20 protein-coding genes and 1 tRNA gene are annotated in these 26,467 nt (G+C 38.8%); 11 read left to right on the forward strand and 10 right to left on the reverse strand.

The genetic code is table 11. From position 1 onward, the window contains the following. Positions 1-2: 2 nt before the first annotated feature. Positions 3-854, reverse strand: coding sequence for an iron uptake system protein EfeO (gene efeO / locus NSQ61_RS00140; RefSeq protein ID WP_063387222.1), 852 nt, complete (start codon positions 852-854; stop codon positions 3-5). Between the two features lie 530 nt (positions 855-1,384). On the opposite strand from efeO, the gene NSQ61_RS00145 reads away from it, so the two are divergent. The 4 genes from NSQ61_RS00145 (at position 1,385) to NSQ61_RS00160 (ending at position 6,738) form a co-directional block, all read left to right on the forward strand. After that, positions 1,385-3,235, forward strand: a complete 1,851-nt coding sequence (locus NSQ61_RS00145; protein ID WP_066250963.1) for a sigma-54-dependent Fis family transcriptional regulator — start codon at positions 1,385-1,387, stop codon at positions 3,233-3,235. A gap of 154 nt (positions 3,236-3,389) precedes the next feature. Next, complete coding sequence (locus NSQ61_RS00150) at positions 3,390-4,382, forward strand: thiamine pyrophosphate-dependent dehydrogenase E1 component subunit alpha (protein WP_063387224.1); 993 nt, start codon at positions 3,390-3,392, stop codon at positions 4,380-4,382. A 26-nt stretch (positions 4,383-4,408) separates the two neighbouring features. After that, positions 4,409-5,443 (forward strand): alpha-ketoacid dehydrogenase subunit beta, encoded by a 1,035-nt coding sequence (locus NSQ61_RS00155; protein ID WP_063387225.1) that lies wholly within the window; start codon positions 4,409-4,411, stop codon positions 5,441-5,443. Positions 5,444-5,520: 77 nt separating this feature from the next. After that, positions 5,521-6,738: a dihydrolipoamide acetyltransferase family protein gene (locus NSQ61_RS00160; protein ID WP_340805605.1), complete on the forward strand. Its 1,218-nt coding sequence runs from the start codon at positions 5,521-5,523 to the stop codon at positions 6,736-6,738. A gap of 150 nt (positions 6,739-6,888) precedes the next feature. Here the strand turns inward: NSQ61_RS00160 and NSQ61_RS00165 are convergent, their stop codons facing one another. From NSQ61_RS00165 to NSQ61_RS00175, 3 genes are read right to left on the reverse strand one after another with little or no spacing between them, the layout of a single operon-like run. After that, positions 6,889-8,331: a sigma-54-dependent transcriptional regulator gene (locus tag NSQ61_RS00165; RefSeq protein WP_340805607.1), complete on the reverse strand. Its 1,443-nt coding sequence runs from the start codon at positions 8,329-8,331 to the stop codon at positions 6,889-6,891. A gap of 18 nt (positions 8,332-8,349) precedes the next feature. Continuing rightward, positions 8,350-9,999 carry a GAF domain-containing sensor histidine kinase gene (locus NSQ61_RS00170; protein ID WP_339230223.1) on the reverse strand — a complete coding sequence of 550 codons (1,650 nt, stop codon included), beginning with the start codon at positions 9,997-9,999 and terminating at the stop codon, positions 8,350-8,352. Positions 10,000-10,001: 2 nt separating this feature from the next. After that, positions 10,002-11,150 (reverse strand): iron-containing alcohol dehydrogenase, encoded by a 1,149-nt coding sequence (locus NSQ61_RS00175; protein WP_340805611.1) that lies wholly within the window; start codon positions 11,148-11,150, stop codon positions 10,002-10,004. A 328-nt stretch (positions 11,151-11,478) separates the two neighbouring features. Here NSQ61_RS00175 and NSQ61_RS00180 point away from each other — a divergent pair, with 328 nt between their 5' ends. Next, positions 11,479-13,290 (forward strand): IS1182 family transposase, encoded by a 1,812-nt coding sequence (locus NSQ61_RS00180; RefSeq protein WP_340805614.1) that lies wholly within the window; start codon positions 11,479-11,481, stop codon positions 13,288-13,290. Positions 13,291-13,307: 17 nt separating this feature from the next. Here the strand turns inward: NSQ61_RS00180 and NSQ61_RS00185 are convergent, their stop codons facing one another. The 3 genes from NSQ61_RS00185 to NSQ61_RS00195 all read right to left on the reverse strand — a co-directional run bounded on the left by NSQ61_RS00185 (position 13,308) and on the right by NSQ61_RS00195 (position 17,763). Then, entirely contained in the window at positions 13,308-14,795 is a 1,488-nt protein-coding gene (locus NSQ61_RS00185) for an aldehyde dehydrogenase family protein (RefSeq protein ID WP_063387230.1), read from the reverse strand. A gap of 2 nt (positions 14,796-14,797) precedes the next feature. Further along, the gene (gene adhP / locus NSQ61_RS00190) at positions 14,798-15,817 is read right to left on the reverse strand and encodes an alcohol dehydrogenase AdhP (RefSeq protein WP_063387231.1); all 1,020 of its coding nucleotides are present in this window, start codon (positions 15,815-15,817) and stop codon (positions 14,798-14,800) included. Positions 15,818-16,113: 296 nt separating this feature from the next. Beyond that, positions 16,114-17,763, reverse strand: coding sequence for a ribulokinase (locus NSQ61_RS00195; RefSeq protein WP_117016927.1), 1,650 nt, complete (start codon positions 17,761-17,763; stop codon positions 16,114-16,116). A gap of 207 nt (positions 17,764-17,970) precedes the next feature. On the opposite strand from NSQ61_RS00195, the gene NSQ61_RS00200 reads away from it, so the two are divergent. The 3 genes from NSQ61_RS00200 to NSQ61_RS00210 all read left to right on the forward strand — a co-directional run bounded on the left by NSQ61_RS00200 (position 17,971) and on the right by NSQ61_RS00210 (position 21,172). Next, complete coding sequence (locus NSQ61_RS00200) at positions 17,971-19,059, forward strand: alcohol dehydrogenase catalytic domain-containing protein (RefSeq protein ID WP_094244579.1); 1,089 nt, start codon at positions 17,971-17,973, stop codon at positions 19,057-19,059. Positions 19,060-19,078: 19 nt separating this feature from the next. Continuing rightward, a complete protein-coding gene (locus NSQ61_RS00205) occupies positions 19,079-20,317 on the forward strand; it encodes an MFS transporter (RefSeq protein ID WP_340805619.1) in 1,239 nt (412 codons plus the stop codon). 90 nt (positions 20,318-20,407) lie between these two features. Further along, on the forward strand, positions 20,408-21,172 hold the full coding sequence (locus NSQ61_RS00210) for a DeoR/GlpR family DNA-binding transcription regulator (RefSeq protein WP_311066438.1): 765 nt from the start codon (positions 20,408-20,410) through the stop codon (positions 21,170-21,172). Positions 21,173-21,335: 163 nt separating this feature from the next. Here the strand turns inward: NSQ61_RS00210 and ssuE are convergent, their stop codons facing one another. The 3 genes from ssuE to NSQ61_RS00225 all read right to left on the reverse strand — a co-directional run bounded on the left by ssuE (position 21,336) and on the right by NSQ61_RS00225 (position 23,301). Then, entirely contained in the window at positions 21,336-21,875 is a 540-nt protein-coding gene (gene ssuE, locus NSQ61_RS00215; RefSeq protein ID WP_339197214.1) for an NADPH-dependent FMN reductase, read from the reverse strand. 279 nt (positions 21,876-22,154) lie between these two features. After that, a complete protein-coding gene (locus NSQ61_RS00220; protein ID WP_339197212.1) occupies positions 22,155-22,916 on the reverse strand; it encodes a class I SAM-dependent methyltransferase in 762 nt (253 codons plus the stop codon). 76 nt (positions 22,917-22,992) lie between these two features. Next, positions 22,993-23,301: a hypothetical protein gene (locus NSQ61_RS00225; protein ID WP_066250938.1), complete on the reverse strand. Its 309-nt coding sequence runs from the start codon at positions 23,299-23,301 to the stop codon at positions 22,993-22,995. Between the two features lie 348 nt (positions 23,302-23,649). Here NSQ61_RS00225 and NSQ61_RS00230 point away from each other — a divergent pair, with 348 nt between their 5' ends. From NSQ61_RS00230 to NSQ61_RS00240, 3 genes are all read left to right on the forward strand, one after another. Beyond that, a complete protein-coding gene (locus NSQ61_RS00230; protein ID WP_063387239.1) occupies positions 23,650-24,042 on the forward strand; it encodes a VOC family protein in 393 nt (130 codons plus the stop codon). A gap of 84 nt (positions 24,043-24,126) precedes the next feature. Beyond that, positions 24,127-25,290 carry a tryptophan synthase subunit beta gene (gene trpB / locus NSQ61_RS00235; RefSeq protein ID WP_063387240.1) on the forward strand — a complete coding sequence of 388 codons (1,164 nt, stop codon included), beginning with the start codon at positions 24,127-24,129 and terminating at the stop codon, positions 25,288-25,290. Between the two features lie 1,101 nt (positions 25,291-26,391). Beyond that, positions 26,392-26,465 (forward strand) — tRNA-Gly (locus NSQ61_RS00240). Positions 26,466-26,467: the final 2 nt, after the last annotated feature.

The raw sequence follows: 26,467 nt of genomic DNA on the forward strand, positions 1-26,467 counted from the left end.
GGCTATCCCTCCAGTACAACCCCTAGTTTAGAAAGAGGCTCTGCCAGTTCATTGATCGATTGGCTCAATTCTTTTACTTGATCCTTGGTCAGCTCAGTATATGAAATATACCCGTCGCCTTTTTTATATTTGTCAAGAAGTGCATAAACTGCTTGAAACCGCTGTTCGATTTCCTTAGCGAGCGCCTCATCCTTTTCCTTAAGGGCAGGGCTCATTAATTCATAAATCTTTTCAGCACCCTCAACATTGGCAACAAAATCGTATAAATCTGTATGGGAATAACGATCCTCTTCCCCTGTAACTTTTGATGTTGAAACTTCATTTAAAAGGTCGACTGCGCCGGTGATCAAAAGATCGGGTGTCACATCAACAGTTTCAACTTTTGCGCGCAAAAGCTTCACATCTTTTATAAGCTGCTCAGCATATTTTTCATAGCCTTTCGTCGTATTTTCAACCCAGAGTCCCTTTTCAATCCGGTGATAACCTCCCCACTCTGCATCAGGGACATCACCTTCACGAGCGTCAATTTTCGGATCGAGTTCTGCAAATGCTTCAGCAATCGGTTCAGAACGCTCATAGTGCATGCGAGCCGGCGCATAAAGTTCTTTTGCTTTTTCCACATCCCCAGCGATCACTGCATTGGCAAACTCTTCTGTCTTTTTAACAAATTCATCTATTTCAGCGATCGCAAACGTGCGATAATCTGTAGATATTTGATTTAAATCAACTTGGGAGCTTTCTTTCGCTGTCTCTTTTTTTGCCGGTTCCGTTGTTGAACTTTCATTTGATTGGGAACAGCTAAACAACAAACTGCTTGATAAAAATAATATGACAGGCAATTTATAGCGTTTCATGCGATCAACAACCCCTCAAATTAATGATTTTCATTCTCAATTATATTGGGAATGAAAATCAACTTCAATAGTTTTCTTCCTGTTACTAGAACTTAAAGGTGAAAATTGTATGTCAATATTGCTCGCTAGATAAGCCTATACGTTTTACTGCATTATTGAATGACTAACATCCTCGAAATGCAAATGTTAAGATACTTCCAGAATTTCAGTCTTTCAGTTTCATATATTTGATTATGACGAAAAACCATTTAATCAATGTTTGGTCAACACAACGTTTCATTGTTTTCACCGCATCATAATAATCTGATTTTGACAATGAAAAGTTCCATGGCTGTCGCTTGGATCGTTTTCATTTTCACGATGACCTATGAAGCGTTTATCTAAAAAACTTTTCCAGACAAGTCGCTATCTAAAATAAAAAACTGTTCAGCAGTAAAAGCTTTAATTCAACGATTAGCGTATTTCAAAAGGAATTTTGCATAAAAAGTCGAATGTTCATATTGGTGGAAAATGTGGGAAGGAGGAGAAAAATGAGTATCGTTGATCCTTTGAAACACGAAATTTGGCGCCGTTTTGTTCGGGAGGGAGTATTGGATCATGGGAGGATGAATAAAAGAATTGAAGAGTCATGGTATATTTGCCGCCGACAAAATGTCGATCCTTACGATGGAAAAGGAAGGATTGTGCTCGATTCGCAGCTGTTGACGGAAAGAAGGAAAAAGAATCAAAGATTGCTTCAAATTGCTGCTCCGATATTAGAACATTTGGAAAAAGTGTTTCAAGAAACGAAATCAATTCTTCTTCTCGCTGATAGTAACGGATACGTTTTGTATATGAACGGCCATAAACAGGCCATGAACAAGGCAGAAACAATCAATTTTATTGAGGGGGTGAAGTGGACTGAAGATGAGGTGGGGACGAACGCAATTGGAACAACATTGAGGATTCGTGAACCTATTACGGTTACTGGGTTAGAGCATTACTCTCTTGCTTCTCAGCAGTGGGTATGTTCAGCCACGCCGATCTATGACGAAAAAAAAGAACTTGTCGGAATTATCGACTTATCTTACCCCATCGACTGCTCTCAATTTTCCAACCATGCCTTAGCCACTGTTGTCGCTGCAGCGTATACGATTGAACAACAATTTCACATGAGAAAAAAGGACGATATGTTGGAGTTGCTTAAATATTCATCGAAAGTGAAAAATCCTCATTTCCCTTCAATGATATGTGATGATCAAGGGAAGATTGTATGGATCAATCATTGTTTACGTTCTTTCTTCGCGAGCATGATGGATCAACCGCTTGAAGAAATTTGTGATAAAAATTGGCGAATCAAAACGAAGACTCCTATTTTTTCTTCCATTTACCATGATTTGATTGGCTATGAAGTTACCCTGCAGAAGACGAATTATCATGAAGCTTTTCCATTTCCTACAACAATTTATCACTTTGAAGGAGTAGTTGGAAAAAGCTTATCATTTCAAAATCTTTTAAAGATCTGTGAAAAAGTTGCAAAAACGGAGTCGACTGTTTGTATCATGGGAGAAACAGGAACAGGAAAAGAACTCATTGCTCGTTCGATTCATCAAAATAGTGTGAGAAAAAATAAGCCGTTTGTTGCAGTAAATTGCGGAGCTATTCCAAAGGAATTGATCGGCAGCGAGTTATTTGGTTACGTTGACGGAGCATTTACAGGAGCCAAACGGACGGGACATAAAGGGAAATTTGTTCAGGCTGACGGCGGAACCATTTTTCTTGATGAAATCGGTGAAATACCGTCGGAAATGCAAGTAGCGCTTTTAAGAGTGCTTCAGGAAAAAGAAGTTGTACCGATTGGCGGGGAAAAGCCCGTTCCTGTTGATATAAGAGTCATAACTGCAACACATCGCAATTTATACAAATTAGTAAAGGAAGGAAAGCTGCGTGAAGATTTATTTTACCGCATTTATGTATGCACGCTTAACGTTCCGCCATTAAGAGAGCGTAAAGAAGATATCCCATTCTTTATTGAGTATTATTGTCAAAAAAATGATTGGCTCATTTCTTTTCCAGATGATGTCATACAGTTGTTTTCAGCTTATCACTGGCCCGGAAATATAAGGGAGCTGTTTAACGTGCTCGAGCGTATACGAGTGGAATATGGAGACCGTATTCCATCCATTTCCCACTTGAAATCCATGCTGATTGCTTGGGAGCAAGAACAGGAAAATTCCGAAACATTCCATAAAGGTAATTTGTCGTATCGGGATCAGCTAGAAAGAGAACGCATTCTAAATATGTTGAAGAAAACAAATGGAAATATTGGTGAGGCGGCTGCTGCGTTAAATATCTCTCGAAGTACACTGTATCGCAAATTAAAAAAATATAAATTGAGCTAATTTGCGACAAAACGATAAAAATTAGGACAAAATGAGATGAAAAAAATATTTTTTATAAAGCGCTTACAAAGAATGTTGATTTGTAAGCATTTTTTTATTGGCATGATAGTTGCAAATGAAAAAAGTGAAGCCAATCAAATAGGAGGTTATCTTTATGACGATTGCCAAATCAACATCTACTCCCATTACACAAGAAAAAGCAAAATGGATATTTCAGAAAATGCATGAAATTCGCCAGTTTGAGGACAAGGTTCATGAAATTTTCAGCAAAGGAGTGCTGCCTGGCTTTGTCCATTTATATGCTGGCGAGGAAGCGGTCGCTGTAGGAATTTGCGCGCATTTAGATGACAAAGATTATATCACAAGTACGCATCGCGGACATGGACATTGCATTGCCAAAGGCTGTGATTTGAACGGAATGATGTCTGAAATTTACGGAAAGGCAACAGGATTGTGCAACGGAAAAGGAGGATCGATGCATATTGCCGATGTTGAAAAAGGAATGCTTGGGGCCAACGGAATTGTCGGCGGGGGGTTCCCGCTAGCTGTTGGGGCAGGCCTGACAGCAAAATTGAAGAAGTCGGGAGCGGTTGCAGTTTGTTTTTTCGGAGACGGCGCGAACAATCATGGAACATTTCATGAAGGTATTAATCTTGCAGCTATATGGAAATTGCCTGTTGTTTTTGTGGCGGAAAACAACGGATATGCAGAAGCGACCCCATTTGAATATGCATCCAGCTGTAAAAACATTGCGGATCGGGCTCAAGCCTATAATATCCCGGGAGAAGTGGTCGACGGCAAAGATGTGGTAGCTGTATATGAGGCGGCAGAAAGAGCAGTTGCACGAGCTCGAAATGGAGAGGGCCCGACATTAATTGAATGTAAGACATATCGGAATTACGGACATTTTGAAGGTGACGCCCAGACTTACAAATCTGCGGAAGAAAAACAAAAGCATTTACAGGAGAATGATGCAATTGCAAAATTCCGCCATTACATTCTTTCCAATCAATTAATATCCGAACAAGAATTATTAAATATCGAACAACAGGTAACAAAAGCGGTTGAGGAGGCGGTACATTTTGCTGAAAAAAGCCCGTTTCCGTCTGCTGAGGATCTTTTAAAGGACGTTTATGTATCTTATTAAATCAAAGGAGTTAGGAGGAACGAAAAATGGCAAGAAAAATTTCTTTTTCTGGTGCGGTCAATGAAGCTATGAAGCTGGCAATGCGCAAAGATCAAAATGTTATTTTACTTGGAGAAGACGTTGCAGGAGGAGCGAATGTGGATCATTTGCAGGACGATGAAGCTTGGGGAGGAGTAATGGGGGTTACGAAAGGTCTTGTTCAAGAGTTTGGAAGAGAAAGAGTGTTGGATACGCCTATTGCGGAGGCCGGCTATATTGGTGCAGCAGTTACCGCCGCAGCAACAGGACTAAGACCGATTGCCGAATTAATGTTTAACGATTTTATCGGCAGCTGCTTAGATGAAGTTATGAACCAAGCGGCAAAACTTCGTTATATGTTCGGAGGCAAGGCGAAGGTGCCTGTAACGATACGAACAATGCACGGTGCCGGCTTTCGAGCGGCGGCACAGCATTCCCAAAGCCTGTATGCCCTTTTTACCCATATACCCGGTTTAAAAGTCGTTGTTCCTTCTACACCGGCGGATGCGAAGGGACTGTTGCTTACCTCCATCTTTGACGATGATCCCGTTATCTTTTTTGAAGATAAAACACTTTATAACCTGAAAGGAGAAGTAGAGGAAGGATTTTATACGATCCCGTTTGGAAAAGCGGATATCAAACGGGAAGGCAGCGATTTGACCATCGTAGCGATAGGGAAGCAAGTGCACACGGCCTTGAAGGCTGCCGACATATTAAAAACGAGAGGAGTCGAAACGGAGGTAATTGATCCGAGAACACTGTCCCCGCTTGATGAAGAAACGATTTTATCTTCTGTATCGAAGACAGGCCGGTTAATTGTCATTGATGAGGCAAATCCTCGCTGCAGTGCAGCTGCTGACATTTCCGCTCTTGTAGCAGATAAAGGATTTGATTATCTGGATGGACCAATTAAGCTGATTACGGCTCCGCATTGTCCGGTTCCTTTTTCGCCTGCGCTGGAGGATCTTTACTTGCCGACACCGGAAAAAGTGCTTAAGGCAGCGGCTGAAATAATTGGAGACGAAGCGATCGTGACCGCATAAAAAAAGCTGTGCGTGTTGATGAATGGAGACATCAACACGCATAGCATTTCTAGTATTCATCAAAGGAGAGATGAAACATGACAGTTGAAATTATCATGCCAAAGCTGGGAATGAGCATGGAAGAAGGAACGGTAGTAGAGTGGTTAAAGAAAAAGGGCGATCCAGTAAAAAAAGGAGAACCAGTTGTGGTGATCAGCTCTGATAAGATTGAAAAGGATATCGAAGCACCGCAAGATGGTGTGTTATTAGAGATTGCTGCCGAGCAGGATGAAACAGTGGAAGTAGGAAAAGCCATTGGCTATATCGGTCAAGAAGGGGAGGTAATCAACAACATAACGAACGATGCTGCCCAAGAAGTGGCGACAACCATTTTGAAAGAAGAAAGCTTATCTTCTCAAACAACAATTCGCGTTTCACCTGCCGCCCGAAAACTAGCACGTGAAGCCGGGATTGATTTGAGCAGTATTTCGGGTTCAGGGCCAAAAGGAAGAATTACAAGAGCGGACGTTGAAAAAGCGATTCAATCGAAAAAAGCATCCCCCCATTTAGAACCTGAACAAGAAGTAGTAATCCCGACAAATAAGCCGGCGGAAGAGCAAGAAGATATTGCAGTAAAAACTGTCACTGGCATGCGTAAAGTGATTGCATCAAGGATGTTTACAAGTCTGCATCAGACAGCACAGCTGACGATTCATATGAAAGCCGATGTGACCTCTTTATTTGAGCTGCAAGAAAAGATTAAAAGCGAACTGCAGGATGAGCAGAATTTAAAATTGACTATTACTGACTTTGTAGCTAAGGCGGTCATTCTGTCGCTGCGAAATCAAAAGCAAATGAACAGTTTGTATGAAAATGGGCAGATTCAAACGTATGATTCAGTGCATTTAGGCATTGCAGTTGCATTGGAGAACGGGCTCGTTGTGCCGGTTTTGCGCCATGCCGACAAGCTTTCCTTAAGCGAAATTTCGAAAAATATCAAGGAACTAAGTAAGAAGGCAAGAGAAGGAAATTTAAGCAGCGAAGAAATGAGCGGCTCGACCTTTACGATCACCAGTTTAGGGGCTTACGGCGTTGAATTTTTCACCCCGATTTTGAATCCTCCGGAAGTGGGCATTCTCGGAGTAGGAACAGCTGCGGATACGGCAGTGTTTTCAGGAGATACCATTCAAAAGAGAAAAATCTTGCCGCTCAGCTTAACGTTTGACCATCAAGTAATTGATGGAGCTCCGGCAAGCCAATTTCTCGGGCTGGTGAAAAAATATTTAGAAAAACCGTATCAGCTTTTATGGCTGTGAGTTTTCTGCTTTCAAGCTTGCTTGATTTTTTCACAATCAAAGTAATGTGTTAATAAAACAAGCGGATCTTTCATGATCCGCTTGTTTTAGCTTACGGGCAGCATTTAATTCTCATTCACAATAATTTTTATTTATTAAGAAGTGCTTAATTTAAATTTTCCCTTTTTCATTAAGCAAATATCGTAGCTGCCGAGTTGTAATGTTTAGTGCTTCTGCTGTTTTTTTTCGATCTCCTGTATGTTTTTTTAGTGATTTGAGGACAAATGATCGGCCAATTTGTTTTTCTAATTCTTTAATGGAATCCAATACTTGTTCAAGGTCGATGTCATCTTGCTGCTTCCATAACGATAAAATATGTTTCGTCCAATTCGATAAATAAGCTTCTAAATCATCATGAACTGTGCTAGCTTTTGGAAATTTTGTTAGTTGGAAGCTGAAGCTGGTTTTTAATTTGTCGGGTAAATATTTTGGCGTAATTATGTTTGTCTCTCCATCTGCCAATGTTGCGGCTCTTTTGACAATGTTAAATAGCTCTCTTACATTTCCAGGCCAGTTATAGTTTTTCATTAGTTCAATGCTTTCATCAGAGAATGTTAGATGTGAAGCATTTATCTTTTTTAGAAAATAATCCAAAAACAGCGGGAGATCTTCTATTCTGTTTCGCAGAGGGGGAATTCTTAATTTCACTACGTCTAAACGATACAATAAATCTTCTCGAAACGTTTTTTCTTGGACAGCCTCGGCCAAATTTTTATTCGTGGCCGCAATGATCCGTGTATTCGTTTTACGGATCGATTCACCGCCTACTCTGAAATATTCCCCCGTCTCTAGTACTCTTAGCAGCTGTACTTGAATGGCCTGGCTTGCTTCACCAATTTCATCTAAAAACAATGTACCGTTATTGGCTATTTCAAATATTCCTTTTTTCTGTTTAATGGCTCCAGTAAAAGCACCTTTTTCATGCCCGAATAATTCACTCTCCAATAACGTTTCGGAAACAGCTCCGCAATTTATTCGGACAAATGGTTGATCGTATCTTAAGCTCATGTTGTGAATAAAATGGGCAAGCACCTCTTTGCCTGTTCCTGTTTCTCCTTCAATTAATACATTTATGTTTTTCTTGGCAATTTTTTCCGCCAGCTTGACTAATTCATTCATCTTTTTATTGTTGCCGATAATAAATCCAATCGTATCGGCCAGTTTGTCGGTGTTTGCTGGTGAAGAAAATTTCTCGCTATTTAATAAATCTTCTAATGTTTTCTCTAATTGGCTTATATCATCGAACGGTTTTTCAATATAATCATTTGCACCATTCTTAATGGCCTCTACAGCCGTTTTCACTGTGCTGTATCCTGTCATGATGATAGCTTTACAGGAAGGATGAGCTGCTTTTAATTGCTTAAGCAAATGAAGACCATCTGTACCAGGCAGCTTTACATCAATTAGTGCTAAATCAAAGGAATGGAGCGAAATTAAGTTGGAAAAATCTTCAGCATTCAAACCTACTTTTACATCATATCCTTTTTCTTCTAAAAGATGTCGAAAAAAGTTTCCTACTTCACGTTCGTCGTCTATTACTAGTACCTTTTTCATTGCAAATCATCTCCCTTTCTATTCGTGTCTAACTGGGAGCTTTAAAATAAATTCACTGCCTTCTCCGTATTTACTGTTCACGACAATTGTACCGCCGTGTGTTTCAGCGATCCCTAAACTAACGGACAACCCTAGTCCAGTGCCTTTTCCTGGACTTTTCGTGGTAAAAAAAGGATTAAATATTTCCTGCAAATGCTGGTTTTGAATTCCGATTCCATTATCTGTTATGGACACTGTGATCCATTTTTTGTTGTCTTCAATTATTTCTTTTGTTTCAATCTTGATGATCTTCTTCGGTATATTTTTTTCTTCCAAGGCATCCTTTGCATTAATTAATAAGTTTAAAATGATCTGTCCGATTTGCTGAATATTTCCTTTCACATGATCTATATGCTCAGCCAGTTCTTTTTGAATGATGATATTTTGTTGCTTAAACTGGTCGCTAAAAATTCCTAATACTTGTTCCACCGCTTCATTGATAGAGCATTCTTCGAACACATATTCATCTTGACGCGAAAAAGTAAGTAAATTTTGGATAATGGATTTACACCTTTTTCCACATAAATATATGTCTGATAAAAGTTTGTAGGAGCGGTCGTCCTGTTTGAATGATCTTAATAAAAGCTGAGAATTGCCAAGGATAGCTGTTAAAGGGCTGTTCAGTTCATGCGCGATTCCGGCTGCCATTTCTCCAATAGCCGCTAATTTTCCAGACTGAATTAGTTGAGCTTCCATCTTTCGTTTTTCTGTAATATCGATAATGTAGATGATATATGAATAAACCTCATGGCTCCTATTAAAGATCGGAAATGAGCGGAATTCAAAGACGTGATTTTTTAAATGAAACTCATCAATAATATTTTCTTTGACTGAGAGATATTTTTCCTGAGTAGCTTCCTTTTTATCAATTTCTAATAACTTGTGTATATTCTGTCCGATAAGATCGGTTTTAAAATATTCTTTTGCAGAATCATTCGATTTTAATATATTTCCTTCTAAATCTGTAATAAACATCATATCTGATACCGCACGAAACGTTTCTTCCCATTCTTTTTTGGCTGTTAAGACTTTATGATAAAGACGGACATTTTCGATGCAAACGGCAATCTGATCGGATAGCTGCTGAAAAAACGCAAGGTCCGATTCATCGAAATGATTGATTTTTTTGCTTCCAATGCTTAAAAGACCGATAGCAGCATCTTTGCTTATGAGGGGAATGACTAAGGCGCTTTGAATACCTAATGATTGGTACGCCTTTTTTTCAATGAAATAATGAAGATCATTATTCATTTGGTAAAAAATTTTTTCTGACGACTCAATTGCCTGCCAATATAAAGAATCTTTTTTTGGAAAAACAAATCCAATAGGAAAATATAAAGAATTGGGAGGATATACATTTGTTAGCGTCAGCTTATCATGTTCATATAAAGATAAACTGATTCGTTCAAGCGGAAAAAAAATTTTTAGCTTTTCAAATATATTTTTCAACATTTCATCTATTGACATATCGATATTGAAGCTTCTATTTACCTCATTTATCACCTCTAGCTGCATGTTTTTCTTTTTGAGCTCTTCAACCATGATTTTCAATTCATTATAGTAGCTTTTTTTAGAAGACTGGACACCAGTCAGCTTGCTGATCATTTCTTCCCGCTCTTTTAGCAACATTTCTACCAAGCCTTTCTGAAAAGTTCTTCAATGATTTCGACAGTGACATCCCTTGGATTTGTGATCATACATGCATCATTTAAAGCAGTTAGGCTCATTTGAGGAATTTCTTCTTTTTTTACATGAATTTCAGACAGCCTTTGCGGAGCTCCGACATCTTGAATTAATTCTTTCACAAGGTCAATCGCCTTTTTGGCAGCTTCCATTTTCGATATGTCGCAATCATTTAATCCAAGGAGATACGCAATATCTGCAAATTTTTGAGGATTTGCTAAATAATTAAATTCCATGACATGAGGCAATAAAATAGAATTCACATCGCCATGCAAAATAGGATATCTGCCACCAACTGCATGAGACATTGCATGAACGGCTCCTAAAATGGCATTGGAAAAAGCAATTCCAGCTTGTAAACTTGCCATTGCCATATTGGTTTTCGCCTCTTTATTTAATTTAGAGGCGACAGAAGGCCGTAAATATTTAGCGACAAGCGATATGGAATTTTTGGCATGAACATCAGTTAGTGGTGTTGCGGCCAAACTAATATACGATTCAATCCCATGTGTTAAAACGTCGATTCCTGTTGAAGCAGTTAAATGGGAACTTTTCGTCACGAGTGTTTCAGGGTCAATAATAGCAATATCAGGTATTAACGATTTTGAAATAATGGTCATCTTTTTCTGTTTTTCTGTATTTAAAATAATAGAAAATTGTGAAACCTCCGATCCCGAGCCGGCTGTAGTAGGGATCATGATTTGAGGCGGGAGGGGATGCTTAATTTTGTCGACGCCTTCATAATCATGAATGACTCCGCCATTTGTCGCTAACAGAGCAATAGCTTTGGCTGCATCAATAGCGCTGCCTCCGCCAATCCCTATCACCGAATCGCATCCATATTTAAGATATATATTTCGACCTTTATCCACTTCTGTATCCTTTGGGTTAATCGTAATATCAATGAATGTCTCATATTTTAAACCGGCTTTCACGCAGCTATCAATGACTACATCCAGCCAACCGACCTCCGAAATACCGCGATCACTGACGATGAGCACATTGGATGCGCCCAAACGTAAACAGCAGTTACCAACTTCAGAAATGGAACCGTTTCCAAATATTATCTCCGGCATGACAAATTTATGAATGTTCATTATGTCCCCCCCTTTAACATTGACAGTTTTTCCATAAATACATAATTCCATATAAAAATAAAAAAATCCTTTTAATATGTAAAAGGTAAACAAAATATGTAAGTGGCAAGCAACAATTCATTGCTTACCACAACATACTGAAAGTAGCCGGCATCCGCCAGCTACTTTCAGACAAAAATACGAAATCAAGTGGGGCTGTCCAAAAAGTCAGGGTAACTGACTTTTTGGAGCCCCTCATTTTTTCACTTTTTAAAAAAAATGCACAAAAAAATCGTCCTTTCTAGTAAAATGAAGTTACCACACAACATTACAGAAAGGACGATTTTTTATGAGCAATCAAATGATTACTCGTGAAAATTATAACACACAAATGACACTTCCTCTAGATGGAAAAGAAGAAAAAACTCCTGCCAAAAGAAATTTAGCCCCTACTTTCAAACCATATGACAACCGTCAAGTTCAAATGATTTATGATATTGAATCTCTTATACCCGAACATCACGTGGCACGTGTCGTGGACGAAATGGTGGAGGCGATACCAGATAAACAATTGTTTTCTCATTATAAAGGCGGCGGCAGAAGTTCCTATCATCCCAAAATGATGCTGAAAATCATTCTGTATGCTTATTCTCAAAAGGTTTATTCCTGCCGAGGAATCGAAAAACTCGTTAAAGAAAATATTCCTGCCATGTGGCTTTCAGCGATGCAACAACCAGATTTTCGCACCATTAATGAGTTCCGAGGGGAACGGATGAAAGCTTTCATGGATGAGCTCTTTGAAGTCATGATTCTCAAATTGATAAAAGAACATTACATCACGATGGAAAACTACTTTTTGGATGGCACTAAGATCGAAGCCAATGCCAATAAGTATTCTTTTGTGTGGAAAAAATCCACTTTGAAATTCGAAGAGAAATTAAAAGAAAAAATCCAAGAAACACTAAAGCACATTCATGAATTAACCCAATTAGAAGCCGGAACAGGGCAAAAGGAAAGCGATCAACATACAGAGATCACCGAACAAAACATGGAGGAAATCGCAAAAGAAATAGAAGAAAAAGTTGAAACGCTAACGGAAGAAATCGAAAAGGAGACCGATACATCCATTCGGAAAGAGAAGCGAAAAAAACGCAGTCAATTAAAGAAATCGGTGAAACAAATTCGTGAAGATTTCCTGCCCCGAATGGCAAGATACAAGGAACAAAAGGAAATGTTCGGTGACCGTAACAGCTACTCGAAAACAGACAAAGACGCAACCTTCATGCGCATGAAAGAAGACCATATGAAAAACGGTCAGCTCAAGCCCGGATACAACGTGCAAATGGGGACAGAGAATCAGTTTATCTTGTTTTATACCATTCATCAACGACCGACCGATACACGTTGCTTTATCCCACATATGGAGAAGCTAGCCTCCAGTTCATTACCGATGCCCAAAACGGTCATTGCGGATGCAGGCTATGGTAGTGAAGAAAACTATGTATATGCAGTTGGTGATGAGAAAGAGCCCCGTTTTGAGTTTCTAATTCCTTATGGGAGCTATGTAAAAGAACAAACACGTACATACAAAAAAGACATTAAAAATGCCAAAAACTGGACCTATTGTGAAGAGGATGATTGTTTTATTTGCCCGAATGGAAGGAGAGTAACGTTTAAAAAATACCAAAACAAAAAGAATCCATCTGGCTATGAACAAAGCTTCAAAATATACGAATGTGAAGATTGTACCGATTGCCCATTGAAAGCGAAATGCACAAAAGCGAAGGGAAATCGTCAAGTTCACTGGAATCCCATCTTCGAAGAAATGAAAGCAAAGGCCAAAACAGCCCTTGAATGTGAAGAGAAAGCCGCCATCTACGCTCGACGCAAAGTCGAGGCAGAAAGTGTGTTCGGTCACATCAAGGGCAATCGGTCGTTCCGCAGATTTTCTTTGCGGGGCCTCGACAAGGTACATGTTGAGTTTGGGATTGTGGCATTAGCCCACAACATACTGAAAGTAGCCGGCATCCGCCAGCTACTTTCAGATAAAAATCGAAAAAATATAAAAGCAAGTGGAGAGAAACGAATTGTTTTTCTCCACTTGCTTCATTTTAGGGACTTATCGGACAGCCCCTACTTGAATTATTTAGGGGCTTATTGAGCACTCCCCTATTTTGTTTAATTCTGGGCAATCCAAACGCTTTTCACTTCTGTATAGTTGTCTAATGCATAGGATCCCATTTCTCTTCCTATGCCGGATTCTTTATATCCGCCGAACGGACTTGCAGCGTCAAAGACGTTGTAACAGTTTACCCAAACTGTTCCAGCACGGAGCTTGTTAGCAATGTAATGAGCTTTTGTAACATCGCGCGTCCAAACCCCTGCTGCTAATCCATAATTTGTATCATTTGCACGTTCAATCAACTCGTCTATATCTTCATATGGCAAAGCGGCGATTACCGGTCCGAATATTTCTTCTTTTGAAATGGTCATAGAATCTTCAACGTTGGCAAAAATAGTCGGCTCTACAAAATACCCTTGTTCGGAAGGTTTTTGTCCTCCTGTTAAAAGTTCAGCACCTTCTTCCAGCCCTTTTTCAATATATCCAAGGACTCGGTTTTGCTGCTCGGAAGAAACAAGCGGTCCCATTTCTGTATCTGCTTTTAGTCCAAATCCTTGTTTAATAGATTTTGCATGGGATACCATATCAGCCACAACATTGTCATACTGTTTCTTCTGAATGAAGACGCGGCTGCCTGCACAACAAACTTGTCCTTGGTTGAACATGACGCCATTTAAAGCACCCGGAATTGCTTTTGAAAAATCAGCATCAGGCAAAATGATGTTCGGTGATTTACCGCCTAGTTCTAACGTAACGCGTTTAAGAGATTTCGAAGCGTTTGCCATAATTAATTTTCCGACTTCAGTTGAACCAGTGAAGGCAATTTTATCAACTTGTGGATGTTTGACTAATGCATCACCTGCTGTTTCACCAAATCCGGGAACAATATTGACAACACCAGCAGGAAAACCGGCTTCTTCAATAAGTTCAGCTAAATATAAAGCTGAAAGAGGTGTTTGTTCAGCTGGCTTTAATACAACTGTACAACCGGTTGCAAGCGCGGCGCCAAGCTTCCACATTGCCATGAGCAATGGAAAGTTCCAAGGAATAATTTGTCCTACGACGCCAACTGGTTCATGACGTGTATAGTTAAAATACGGTCCATTGACTGGAATTGTTTGTCCGACAATTTTCGTAGACCATCCAGCATAATAACGCATGTGTTCAATTGCCAACGGTACGTCGGCATTGATTGTTTCACGAATCGGTTTCCCATTATCCAATGTTTCTAGCTGAGCCAGTTCTTCTTTATTTTCCTCCATTAAATCCGCCAGTTTATACATGAGCCTGCTTCTTTCTGCTGCGCTCATTCTTGACCACGGTCCTCGGTCAAACGCTTCTCTGGCTGCCTTCACAGCGCGGTCGATATCTTCAGCATCTCCTTCATAAACTGTTGCCAATCTTTCTCCCGTTGCAGGGTTAGGAGTGTCAAATGTTTTTCCTGAAGCGCTTTCAACAAAGCTGCCGTTTATATACATTTTTTTCTTGCCGGATAAAAACTTTTCAACTTTTTCTTTTAATTTAGGGGCTGCAATTGAGCTCATCATCAATCCTCCTTCAATTTTAGTACGATACGACCGTTGATTTTTCCTTTTTCCATTCTTTCAAATACTTCATTTATTTCTTCTAATTCAGCGGTTTCAACAATTGGACGGACTTTTCCGCGAGCAGCAAAATCTAATGCTTCCTGCATGTCCTTTCTTGTACCGACGATGGAACCTTTAACGGAAACGCCGTTTAATACTGTATCGAAGATCGGAATAGGCAGATCAGCATTTGGCAGACCGACAACAACTAATGTGCCTCCCCGTTTCACTGATTGATAGGCCTGTTCAAATGCTTTTTTATTCACCGCTACACTAATAGCAGCATGAACTCCGCCAACTTGATCATGTATCGCTTTGACAGGATCTTCTTTTAAACCGTTGATTGCAATATCTGCACCTAAATCCTTGGCTAATTTTGATTTTTCATCACTGATATCAACAGCTACCACATTAAGTCCCATCGCTTTGGCGTATTGTAATGCAATATGACCAAGTCCTCCAATACCGTAAATGGCCACCCATTCACCTGGCCGAGCACCTGATACTTTCAACGCTTTATATGTCGTTACGCCTGCACATAAAATTGGCGCTACTTCAACTGGATCTAAGTTATCAGGAATTTTCGCCACATAATCTGCGGGAGCTTTACAGTATTCCGCATATCCGCCATCAACGGAATATCCGCCATTCAATTGATGCGGGCAAAGTGTTTCTTGACCAGTTAAACAATATTCACATTCACCACATGCAGAATATAACCATGGGATGCCGACGCGATCTCCCACTTTTATTGATTTAACTCCCTTTGCGACTTCTACAACAATTCCGACTCCTTCATGTCCCGGAATTAACGGCAATTTCGGTTTAACCGGCCAGTCACCATGGGCTGCATGTAAATCCGTATGGCACACACCGCATGCTTCGATCTTAACTAAAACTTCACCTTCCTCTAGTTTGGGTCTTTCCACCTCTTTAATTTCAAGTGCTTTTTTAAATTCGTTAACTACTGCTGCTTTCACTCAAATCAACCCCTTTCATTTTTTTCGACTTTATATCATGCAAGAACCGTACCAAAATTGAAAGCGCTTAATTTGCGGAATATTAGAAAAATACAAAATAGATTTTTGCCGAATTTTTGGCAGACTTGAACAAAATATTGGCAGAATTGTTGCATGAAAAGAAAAAGCAGGTTGTTCGAGTGGGAAACCTGCTAAAAATATAGTGTTCAGTTTTTGCTCAAGCATGAATGATCATATTGCTTTCGGCACTGACGATATGCTTCCATGCAGATATTTTTTGGGGCGACATGTTCGGATTAAAGAGATTTTAAATCCTTCATCCAACTTTTTTTCGTAATTCCGAAATAATTGTGTAATTGCTGATATATTTGAAATAATTTTTTATATTTTTCTACATGGCTGAGAATTGGTTTGTAAGTTTTCAAAATTGGTTGTTTCATCCTTTCAACAGCCTCTTCTACGCTATCATATCCTCCATTTTCCTTGCCAGCTGCAACAGAGCCAAGAATGGCAGCGCCAACTGCAGGGGTATAATCGCTGGCTGAAACAATAATCTCTTTATTTAAAACGTCTGCATATATTTGCATGAGTAAATCATTTTTTTGGGGCAAACCACCGCAAGCAAATATTTCATTAATTTTTAATCCTGCTTGTTCATAATTTGAAATAATGATTTTTGCGCCAAATGCTGTAGCTTCCATATATGCTCTATAGATATCCTCAGGTTTGGAAGCGAGGGTCAGTCCTACAATCATTCCTGAAAGATCTGCATCTGAAAGTATAGATCGGTTTCCATTATGCCAATCTAATGCAATGAGACCAGATTGACCAGGCTCTAGGTGAGATGCCTTTTTTTCCAGTAAATCAAATACTGAAATTCCTTGTTCTTTCGCTTCTTTCATCAATGATTCCGGAACTTGTTTTGCAAACCAGCCAAATAAATCGCCTACAGCGGATTGTCCGGCTTCGTATGCATATAATCTTGGGATAATAGAATTTTTTACTACTCCCGAAATACCCGGTATATGAATTTCTTTTTTGCTCAGCATAATATGGCAAGTGGACGTCCCCATTACCATTGTCAATTGATGCGGTTTGGATGAACCGACTCCTAATACTGCGGAATGAGCATCGATAATGGCAACGGCGACAGGCAGATTTTTCGGCAATCCTAAAAGACTTGACATTTCATCAGTGAGGACCCCAGCTTTTTCACCAATATATCCAATTTTACCTTTTAACTTTGAAGAAACAATGTTTTTAAATTCAGGATGGAGCTTTTCGAAAAATTGCACGGGAAAACCGCTGTTTTCATTCCAAAAAGCTTTGAAGCCTAACGAGCAATTGCTTCTGACAACTTTCCCTGTTAACTGTGAAACAATCCAATCTCCTGCTTCCAAAAATAAGCTGGCTTTTTCATACACTTCACGATCTTTGCAAAAAACTTCATAGCATTTTGGGATAAACCATTCTGTTGAAATGTTGTAGCCGTAATTTTTTAGCCAGCTTTCTTTATGTGAAGAAGCTAATTTGAACATTTCTTCTGTTTCTTTTTTTGGTCCATGATGCTTCCATAATTTTACCCACGCATGGGGATTGTTTTGAAATTCCTTGTGAAAACATAATGGTTTTCCTTTTTCATCTACTGCGACCATAGTAGATGAGGTGAAATCAATGCCAATACCTATAATTTGTGAAGAGCTGATATTTGCATCTTTTATAGCATGAGGAATTCCTTTCATAATGACTTCTAAATAGTCGCCCGGATGCTGAAGAGCATAATCTCTGGGTAATCTCGTCCCATCGTTCGTCGGAAGCATCTCTGTAATCACTCCATGCGCATATGGAATGACACATTGTCCTTTAATAGATCCATCGTCAATGTTTACTATTAAAACTCTCCCAGATTCAGTACCGAAATCAATTCCAATAGTATATTTTTCCATACCAACCACTCCATGAAAATGCTTTCATTGTACTGATTATATTAAACTAATAAAATAAAATTTACAAGCATAAAATTAATATAATCGAGCAAAAATAAACATATTTTTGTTCATTTATATTGACAATTTAAACAATATCGAATTATATTCATTATAAACAATCAAAAACAAGCAAGAAAGAACATAAATGAACATGGAGGATTAAGGATGACAGATGTGATTCATTCAAAGGCTTATAGGTTAATAGAGCCTGGAAAATTTAAAGAAACAATTATTGAACATAAAGTAAAGGAAGGTGAAGTTGTCGTCCAGCCTATTTTAGCCAGTATTTGTCATGCAGACTTAAGATACTATACCGGCAAAAGAAGAAAAGAAGCTCTTAACCAAAAGCTTCCGATGGCATTATTTCATGAAGGGATTGGAGAAGTAGTCATTTCAAAAGATGAGTTTATACAAGTTGGACAAAAGGTTGCAATTGTGCCAAGCATCCCTGGTTACAGATTAGAACAAAAGAAAAAAGAAGATTGTTGTGAATCCTGCAGGAGAAATGTCGCAGATAACTATTGTAAAACTGGAGTGTTTTTAGGAAGCGGATATGATGGCATTGGTCAGGAGTTTTTAGTATTGCCAAGCGAAAATGTTGTACCAATTCCAGAAAAGCTGAAAGATGAGATTGCTGTATTAGCAGAGTTATGCTCAGTTTCACTGCATGCACTGAATCATTTGAAAGAAGAAGATTTTCATAAAGGGAAAATTGCTGTGTTCGGCGATGGACCAGTAGGATATTTAACAGCCGCAATGCTATATCATTATTTTCATATTCCTAAAAGCCAGCTATTAGTGTTTGGAGCAGTGGAAGAAAAACTGAATCAGTTTGATTTTGCCACTGTACACTTAGTTAACGATTTTCCTTTTTTAGAAGCTAAAGGGGTGACAGTTGCAATTGAATGCACAGGTGGCAAGTTTAGCGAAAACGCTATCAACCAAGCGATTGATTTATTGGAGCCTGAAGGCAAATTGATTTTAATGGGGGTGACAGAGCAGTGTGTACCAATTAATACAAGAGATGTATTAGAAAAAGGGTTGCAGCTTTACGGAAGTTCCAGAAGTTCAAGTGAAGATTTTAAAATTTTGATGCAAGCATTTCTAAATGAGGATTATCAGAAAACTCTCTCTAAGTTGATACCGGAAAAAAGCATAGCAATCCGAAACGCAGAAGATTTAAAAAAGGCAATGGATGAAGCTGCTGAACATAAAGGGTGGAAAAAAACATATTTATCTTTTTCATGGAACTAAATAAAAGGGGTGTAAAATAATGACACAAGTAACTGGAGTGAAATGGACTGAAAAATTAGGTATACCTTCTTCGATTGCATGGGGTTATTTAGGGATTTTAATTTTCATGATGGGAGATGGACTGGAAATTGGCTGGCTAAGTCCTTGGTTAATTGATCAAGGATTTACAGTTCAGCAAACTAGCCTATTGTTTTCAGCTTATGGGGTGACAGTCGCTGTTTCCTCGTGGCTGTCCGGAGTATTAGTTGAAGCACTTGGTACAAAAAGAACGATGTGGCTAGGGGTGTTATTTTATATACTGGGGACAATTGGATTTTTGAGTTTTGGGCTGCCGAATTTGAATATTTGGTGGATGGTTCCGTTTTATGCATTAAGGGGCTTGGGATACCCGCTGTTTGCATACTCTTTCCTAGTATGGATTGCTTACCGTGCCGATCAGGAGCGTCTCGGAACAGCAGTCGGCTGGTTTTGGTTTGTATTTACAGGAGGTTTAAATGTTTTAGGGGCTTATTATTCCGTAGTTGCAATCAAATTATTTGGGCACTATACTACGTTGTGGTCATCAATCTTTTGGGTCGTATTAGGGGCGATAATCGCATTAATAATTAATAAAGACAAATTAGAACCAAATCAAGGAAGTTCTGTTAAAGAAAAATTATATGAGCTTATAAAAGGTGTCACAATTGTCAAGGAAGAGCCGAAAGTATTATTAGGCGGCATTGTTCGTGTCATTAATACTACTGCGCAGTTTGCATTTCCTGTTTTTTTGCCTACTTATCTTGCTGGACACGGAATTCCAACATCTACATGGTTGGCTATTTGGGGGACAATTTTTACAAGCAATATTTTATTTAATCTATTTTTTGGATATATAGGGGATAAAATTGGCTGGCGCAATACCATCATGTATTTTGGCGGTATTGGCTGCGGAGTTACTACTTTAGCTATATATTATTTTCCAGAGTGGTTTAATGGTAATATTTGGATCGTTGGCTTAGTAGCCATTTTATGGGGCGGATTGTTAGCGGGATATGTTCCGTTGTCTGCTTTAGTACCTTCGTTGGTGAAAGAGGACAAAGGAGCTGCAATGTCTGTTCTAAATTTAGGCGCTGGCTTGCCTGTTTTTGTTGGTCCTGCTATCGTTGGCCTGTTAATTGGTTCAATAGGAAATGTAGGAGTTATTTGGGTGCTGGCAATACTTTATTTTGTAAGCGCTATATTAACCAAATTTATTACATTGCCTGAAGAAACGAAATAACAAGATCTGAAAAAACATAGTCGATTGAATTCCTAATGAAAAGAGAATAATATAAGAATAGAAAAATTTAAATTGTTAGGAAGTTCGACTATGTTAGCTCTTGAAAGGCAAAAAAAAATAGTAGAATACGTAAAGGAAAAGAAAATTGCTACTGTGGCTGAATTGGCTGTATATTTTCATGTCCATGAGGCAACGATTCGAAGAGATTTGTCGCTATTAGAATCAGAGGGGAAATTGAGAAGGACTCATGGCGGCGTTGTCATTGAGGAAGATAAAGTAAAATCGGAGCCGTCTTTTCAGGATCGGGAAACCGTTCAGTTCGAGGAAAAACGAAGAATTGGCATGCGTGCTGCACAGTTTATACAAGATGGCGAAAATATTATACTAGACTCAGGAACAACGACCGTTCATATTGCTGAAGCGATATTAGATAGAAAAAACATAACAGTAATTACAAACGATATAAATGTTGCGGCAAAGTTGCGTTTTTCAAATGGGATTAAAGTTATTGTAACAGGTGGCACGCTATATCCGGAAAGCTATATGTTAAATGGACTCATTGCTGATGAAGTGTTAGGTAATCTCCATGTGGACAAAGCATTCATCGGAACGCCAGCCCTTCATCACAAATTTGGTCTTACTCATTTTGATGAACAGATTGCTGCAACGAAGCGTTCTATGATAAAAGCTGCGAAGAGCGTCTATGTTGTAACGGATCATACGAAAGTAGGAAGGATTGCATTGCATACTGTTGCCAGTCCAAATCAAATTGATGCAGTTATTATAGGCTCTGAATTAAGTGAGATTGAAATCAAAAAATGGGAAAATAGTGGCGTTAATCTTCATCTTGTATAAAGAAAAATTCAATATTTTACTCAAAATGCTTTCATTTTTTATTAACAATAATAATGAAAAAAGCAGATTGCACCGTACGGGCAGTCTGCTTTTAATTTACTAGCGGCAATTTTGCGAAATCAAGTACGAACAAAAAAACCTTTGAGTTTTGATTAGGAGCTGATCATGCTTTTTGTCCATTTAAAGCATTCGCAAATTCCTCTACTGCTGCGTCCAATCTTTGCACCAGCTCTTCAGACAAGCTGTATTGTTCATTTTCTTCTCTGGTTACCCAGGCATCAACGGCATAAACGCCTCCTAGAATATATCTGCTTCCCATTGTGGATAACACTGGTTTTAGCGCATAATCTATAGATAGAAGGTGAGCCAATGTGCCACCAATAAACAACGGAAGTATTGTTTTACCCAAAAGCCCTTTTTGCGGAAGTAGGTCAAGGTATGTTTTCAATACGCCTGTATAAGCTGCTTTATACACTGGGCTTGCGATGATAATTCCGTCAGCTTGTTCTACTTTTTGGTTGGCGTTCAGAATCGCCTCGCTGTCGAATTTTGCTTTGATTAAATCTTCCGCAGGCAGCTGTACTACTTGAATGTAATCAATCTCAATTCCTTTTTGCTGCAATTGCTGTTCAGCATATTGGATTAATCCATTTAATCTTGATGATGGAAACGGACTTCCATTGATAATTACAACTTTGCTCATTTACTACTATGCTCCTTTCTACGATTCTAAAAAAACATATAAATCTTATTGAAATAGTTCGCTTTATGCTATCATCATTTTTATATTCTGTCAATATATGGAGGCTCTTAGCTGTTATTCTAATAGCCTTCAATTTGAGCATAAATCAAGAGAAAATAAGAAGCAACTTTAAGCTCTTGGAGATTTAGCTTTTTCCAAAATTTTTTTGAGAAAGTTACATATTGTTCACTTTCTTTTAGATTCAACAATTCGCGAAGATATGAGACGCCTCTTTACGTGCTATTCTTTAATCCCGATGACGCGAATTCGCTTATAATCGGCAAACCAGATGCCATTTTTATATATGACGTTTTTCAAGTTGTTTTCCACGTTTGTGAAGATAAGATTTTTTGTTTCGTTTGTCAAACTGTTAAACAGGCTGCCAGCGAACATCTCTATCCAATTTTTTACCCCATTTTCCCCATGTAATGGCGTTGGGCGGTCAAAATGCTGGGCGAACACGACACGGAACCCCACTTCTTCCATCAACGATGAATATTCACCAATGCTCGGGAAATACCAAGGAAATTGGTCTGCTAATTCCTCCATGCCCAATTTATTGAATTCATTTCGGATGGCATCGGTAATCGTTTTGACATTGCCTTTGCCGCCGAATTCCGCTACAAAACGGCCGTTCTCCTTTAAGGCCTGGTATATATTGATTAACGCCTGTTTTGGCGGCTTGATCCAGTGAAGAACTGCATTGGAGAAAACGGCATCAAACTCGTTGCGGTATCCAAGATTTAGAACATCCTTCACCTCAAAGCTTAAACCGGGGTATTTTGCTTTAGCCTGATTAATCATATTTTCTGATTTATCAATTCCGACGACGTCAACTCCTAATTCGTAAAGCTTCCAGGCTAAATCTCCCGTACCGCAGCCGAGGTCAAGAATACGTTCACCTTTTTTTGGCTCCAACAGATCAAGCAAATGCTCTCCAAATTTGGAAACAAATGAATGTTTTGCATCATACAAAGCTGCATTCCAACTGTCTTTTTTCATGTGATAGAATCCCTTCTTTCATTTGTAGTAAAAATATGGGAGAATTTTGCAAAATGCATTTCAATGGAACATTCGCTTATTTTTGGCCATTTCTAAACGGTTCCAGTACTTCATCCACCCATTGACGAAATTTTTCATACGCTTCCTCATTTGTTTGAACATTTTCTATAAATACACCTTTAAATTTATCATAATAATGCTCTTTATTTGCAAATAATTGTTGAAATTCTTCCTCTTTTAAATCGTCAAAAAATAAATCCATTGTGCCATCAGTTCTTTCCCAGGCAATTCCTTCGATAAAAGGGGAAAATTCATCTTTAAAGTTGTCTACATGTAAATGATTCCCGGTGTAATTTTTCGAATGAAAGTAGTCATTCTTCTTCATGAATGTGTCCTCCAAATTGATTTTTACATAATTTGAATTTTTTGCTAAGTATCTCGTTAAGAAAGATTACACAATATAACAAGATGTTTCTTGTTTACCAATTTGAAAACTATTTTCGGAGCAGGTAACCTGCATCACGCTGCGCTTTTTAACTTCATTTTATATTTTAGAATATTTCAATTGTTTCTAGTAATGCTCTATTTCATAAAGATTTTAGTTTGGACAAAAGAAAAAGCTTTGAATCATTTAACCCGTTTATTTTTATATAAAACAAGGTGTCATTCCCTTATGATAAAATGGACGAGAAGAATGTTTATCCCTACAATCTGGCAAAGGCGGGTAAAAAAGATGAAAAAAATAATCCCTCATATTTATTTGCATAACTGTAAGGAAGCGTTGCAATATTATCAGCAAGTATTTGGAGGAGAACTCAAAAATGTAGAGACATCCGATGGAAAAGAAATGTTTAAAGGCCACGAAGGAAAATATATTCATGCCGAGCTGCATATTAACGAATCATGTGTACTTTATTTTGCCGATGTTTTCTCACCGGTGACGAAGGGGAACAATATATGGCTGACATTGGATTTGGAGTCAGAAGATGAAATAAATTCAATTTTTACAACATTAGCGAAAGACGGACAGGTCAAAATGGAATTGCAAGATACTTTTTGGAATTCAAAATATGGTGTGGTAATCGATAAATTCGGTGTAGTTTGGGAGCTAAACTATGCAAAATAATAAGCGGCAGAAATTCTAAAAATAAGTGTTTGATTTGAACATGTTTTGCTATAATTGAATAAAAGCTTAGAGGAGATGAGTAAGATGAGTCAGCAAACAGTTGAGAAGGGTTATTTTGGCCAATTTGGAGGAAGCTTTGTTCCAAAGGATTTGCAAAGAGCATTGGACATACTGGAAGAGAATTTCGAAAAATTTAAAAACGATTCAACGTTTAATGAAGAATTGGCATATTATTTAAGAGAATATGTTGGTAGAGAAAATCCGCTGACATATGCGAAAAATTTCACAGAAGCGCTCGGGGGCGCGAAAGTTTATTTAAAACGTGAAGATTTAAATCATACCGGAGCACATAAAATCAATAATGCAATTGGACAGATCTTGCTTGCCAAACGGATGGGGGCTACTAGAATCATTGCAGAAACAGGTGCTGGACAGCACGGTGTTGCAACAGCAACCGCGTGTGCGATGTTTGGAATGGAATGCACCATCTATATGGGCAAGCTCGATACAGAGCGGCAGGCATTAAATGTGTTTCGGATGGAGCTGCTTGGTGCAAAGGTAGTACCGGTTGAAAAAGGACAAGGACGTTTGAAGGATGCGGTGGATGCAGCTTTAGCTGATTATGTGGAAAATTACCAAAACACGTTTTACTTGCTTGGATCTGCTGTCGGCCCGCATCCGTATCCAACAATTGTCAAGCATTTTCAATCGGTTATTAGTGAAGAGTCGAAAAAGCAGATTCTTGAAAAAGAAGGGAAGCTTCCAACAGCAGTGATTGCTTGTGCAGGAGGAGGAAGCAATGCAATCGGAGCTTTTGCGCATTATCTGGACGAACCAAACGTAAGATTAATAGGAGTGGAGCCGGAAGAGGCACCAACGCTTACGAAAGGTGTTCCAGCTGTTATTCACGGATTTAAATGCTTAACTTTGCTTGACGAAAATAATGATCCAATGCCGACTTACTCTATTGCAGCAGGGCTTGATTATCCTGGAATTGGTCCAGAGCACAGCTATTTGAAGGAAACCGGACGGGCAGAATATGTTACGGTGTCTGGAAAAGAGGCTTTGGAAGCTTTTCAGCAATTATCTAAGTTGGAAGGAATCATCCCTGCCCTTGAAAGTTCACATGCTGTAGCATATGCGATGAAACTTGCCCCGCAGCTAAGCAAGGAGGATATTGTGATCGTTAATCTCTCTGGCAGAGGAGATAAGGATGTCGAGCAAGTGTTTGAAATGTTGAAAAAATAAGGTGAAAATCGGCGTTTTTGAACGTCGATTTTTTACTTTCTTTTAACGATTCATCAGCTGAATTTTTAGAAGAGCAAGTTGTTTATAGTAATATAAAAAAGGCAGATTTTTGATCCACCGGATAAGTGTATATTTATCTTTGAAAAAATTCTTGACAGCTCTGAAATGGGCAAGGTATGGGAGCTGTAGTCACGAAAGTGCTATAGAAAGTTAAAAGATATGGGATAAGTGCGCTCATCACATTTTTTCAATGAATCAAAATGGTGTAGTTTTTGAGGTATAGTTATCATTTGGTCTTAACTTTACTCTGATTTTATAGGAATCTTCTCAGCTCTTAGTATTTTATGTTGGTTGATAAATTTAGTTTGCGAAGGAATGACTGAGGGGTTCAATCTAACTGTTATCTAAGCTTGCCATGATTTCGGAGTTTACATTTAAACGCCGGACATTTACCACCAGCTTTGTAAATATATGAACAAAATAAGAAAAACTGTTGATTTAATGCTTTTTTCAGTGGTATAGGGTGTTAAATGGACAGCTTGGTATCTATTTTGTTCACAATTTCGACAAAAACATAAAAAAATGTCGTTTTTTTTACATTTTTCCGTTGCACCGTCATTTTCGCTTTGCTATAATAAAACCCGTCATTGCATTACGGCTACCACGAGCGATGCTTCGATGAATAAGCATCGAGTTGCCTCGACGCATCTCCTTCTTCGAATAAGCTGGAAGAGGAAGAGGCATGACAAATGCGTGTTTTTCGTCTTGATAGAAAAGAAATAATGTATGCGGGTGTAGTTTAGTGGTAAAACCTCAGCCACGAGCGATGCTTCAATGAATAAGCATCGAGTTGCCTCGACGCATCTCCTTCCTCGAATAAGCTGGAAGAGGAAGAGGCATGGCAAGTGCGTGTTTTTCGTCTTGATAGAAAAGAAATAATGTATGCGGGTGTAGTTTAGTGGTAAAACCTCAGCCACGAGCGATGCTTCGATGAATAAGCATCGAGTTGCCTCGACGCATCTACTTCCTCGAATAAGCTGGAAGAGGAAGAGGCATGACAAGTGCGTGTTTTTCATCTTAAATAGAAAAGAAATAATGTATGCGGGTGTAGTTTAGTGGTAAAACCTCAGCCTTCCAAGCTGATGTCGTGGGTTCGATTCCCATCACCCGCTCCATA

This window comes from Aeribacillus sp. FSL K6-1121 (assembly GCF_038003725.1).
Taxonomy (GTDB): domain Bacteria; phylum Bacillota; class Bacilli; order Bacillales; family Aeribacillaceae; genus Aeribacillus; species Aeribacillus composti.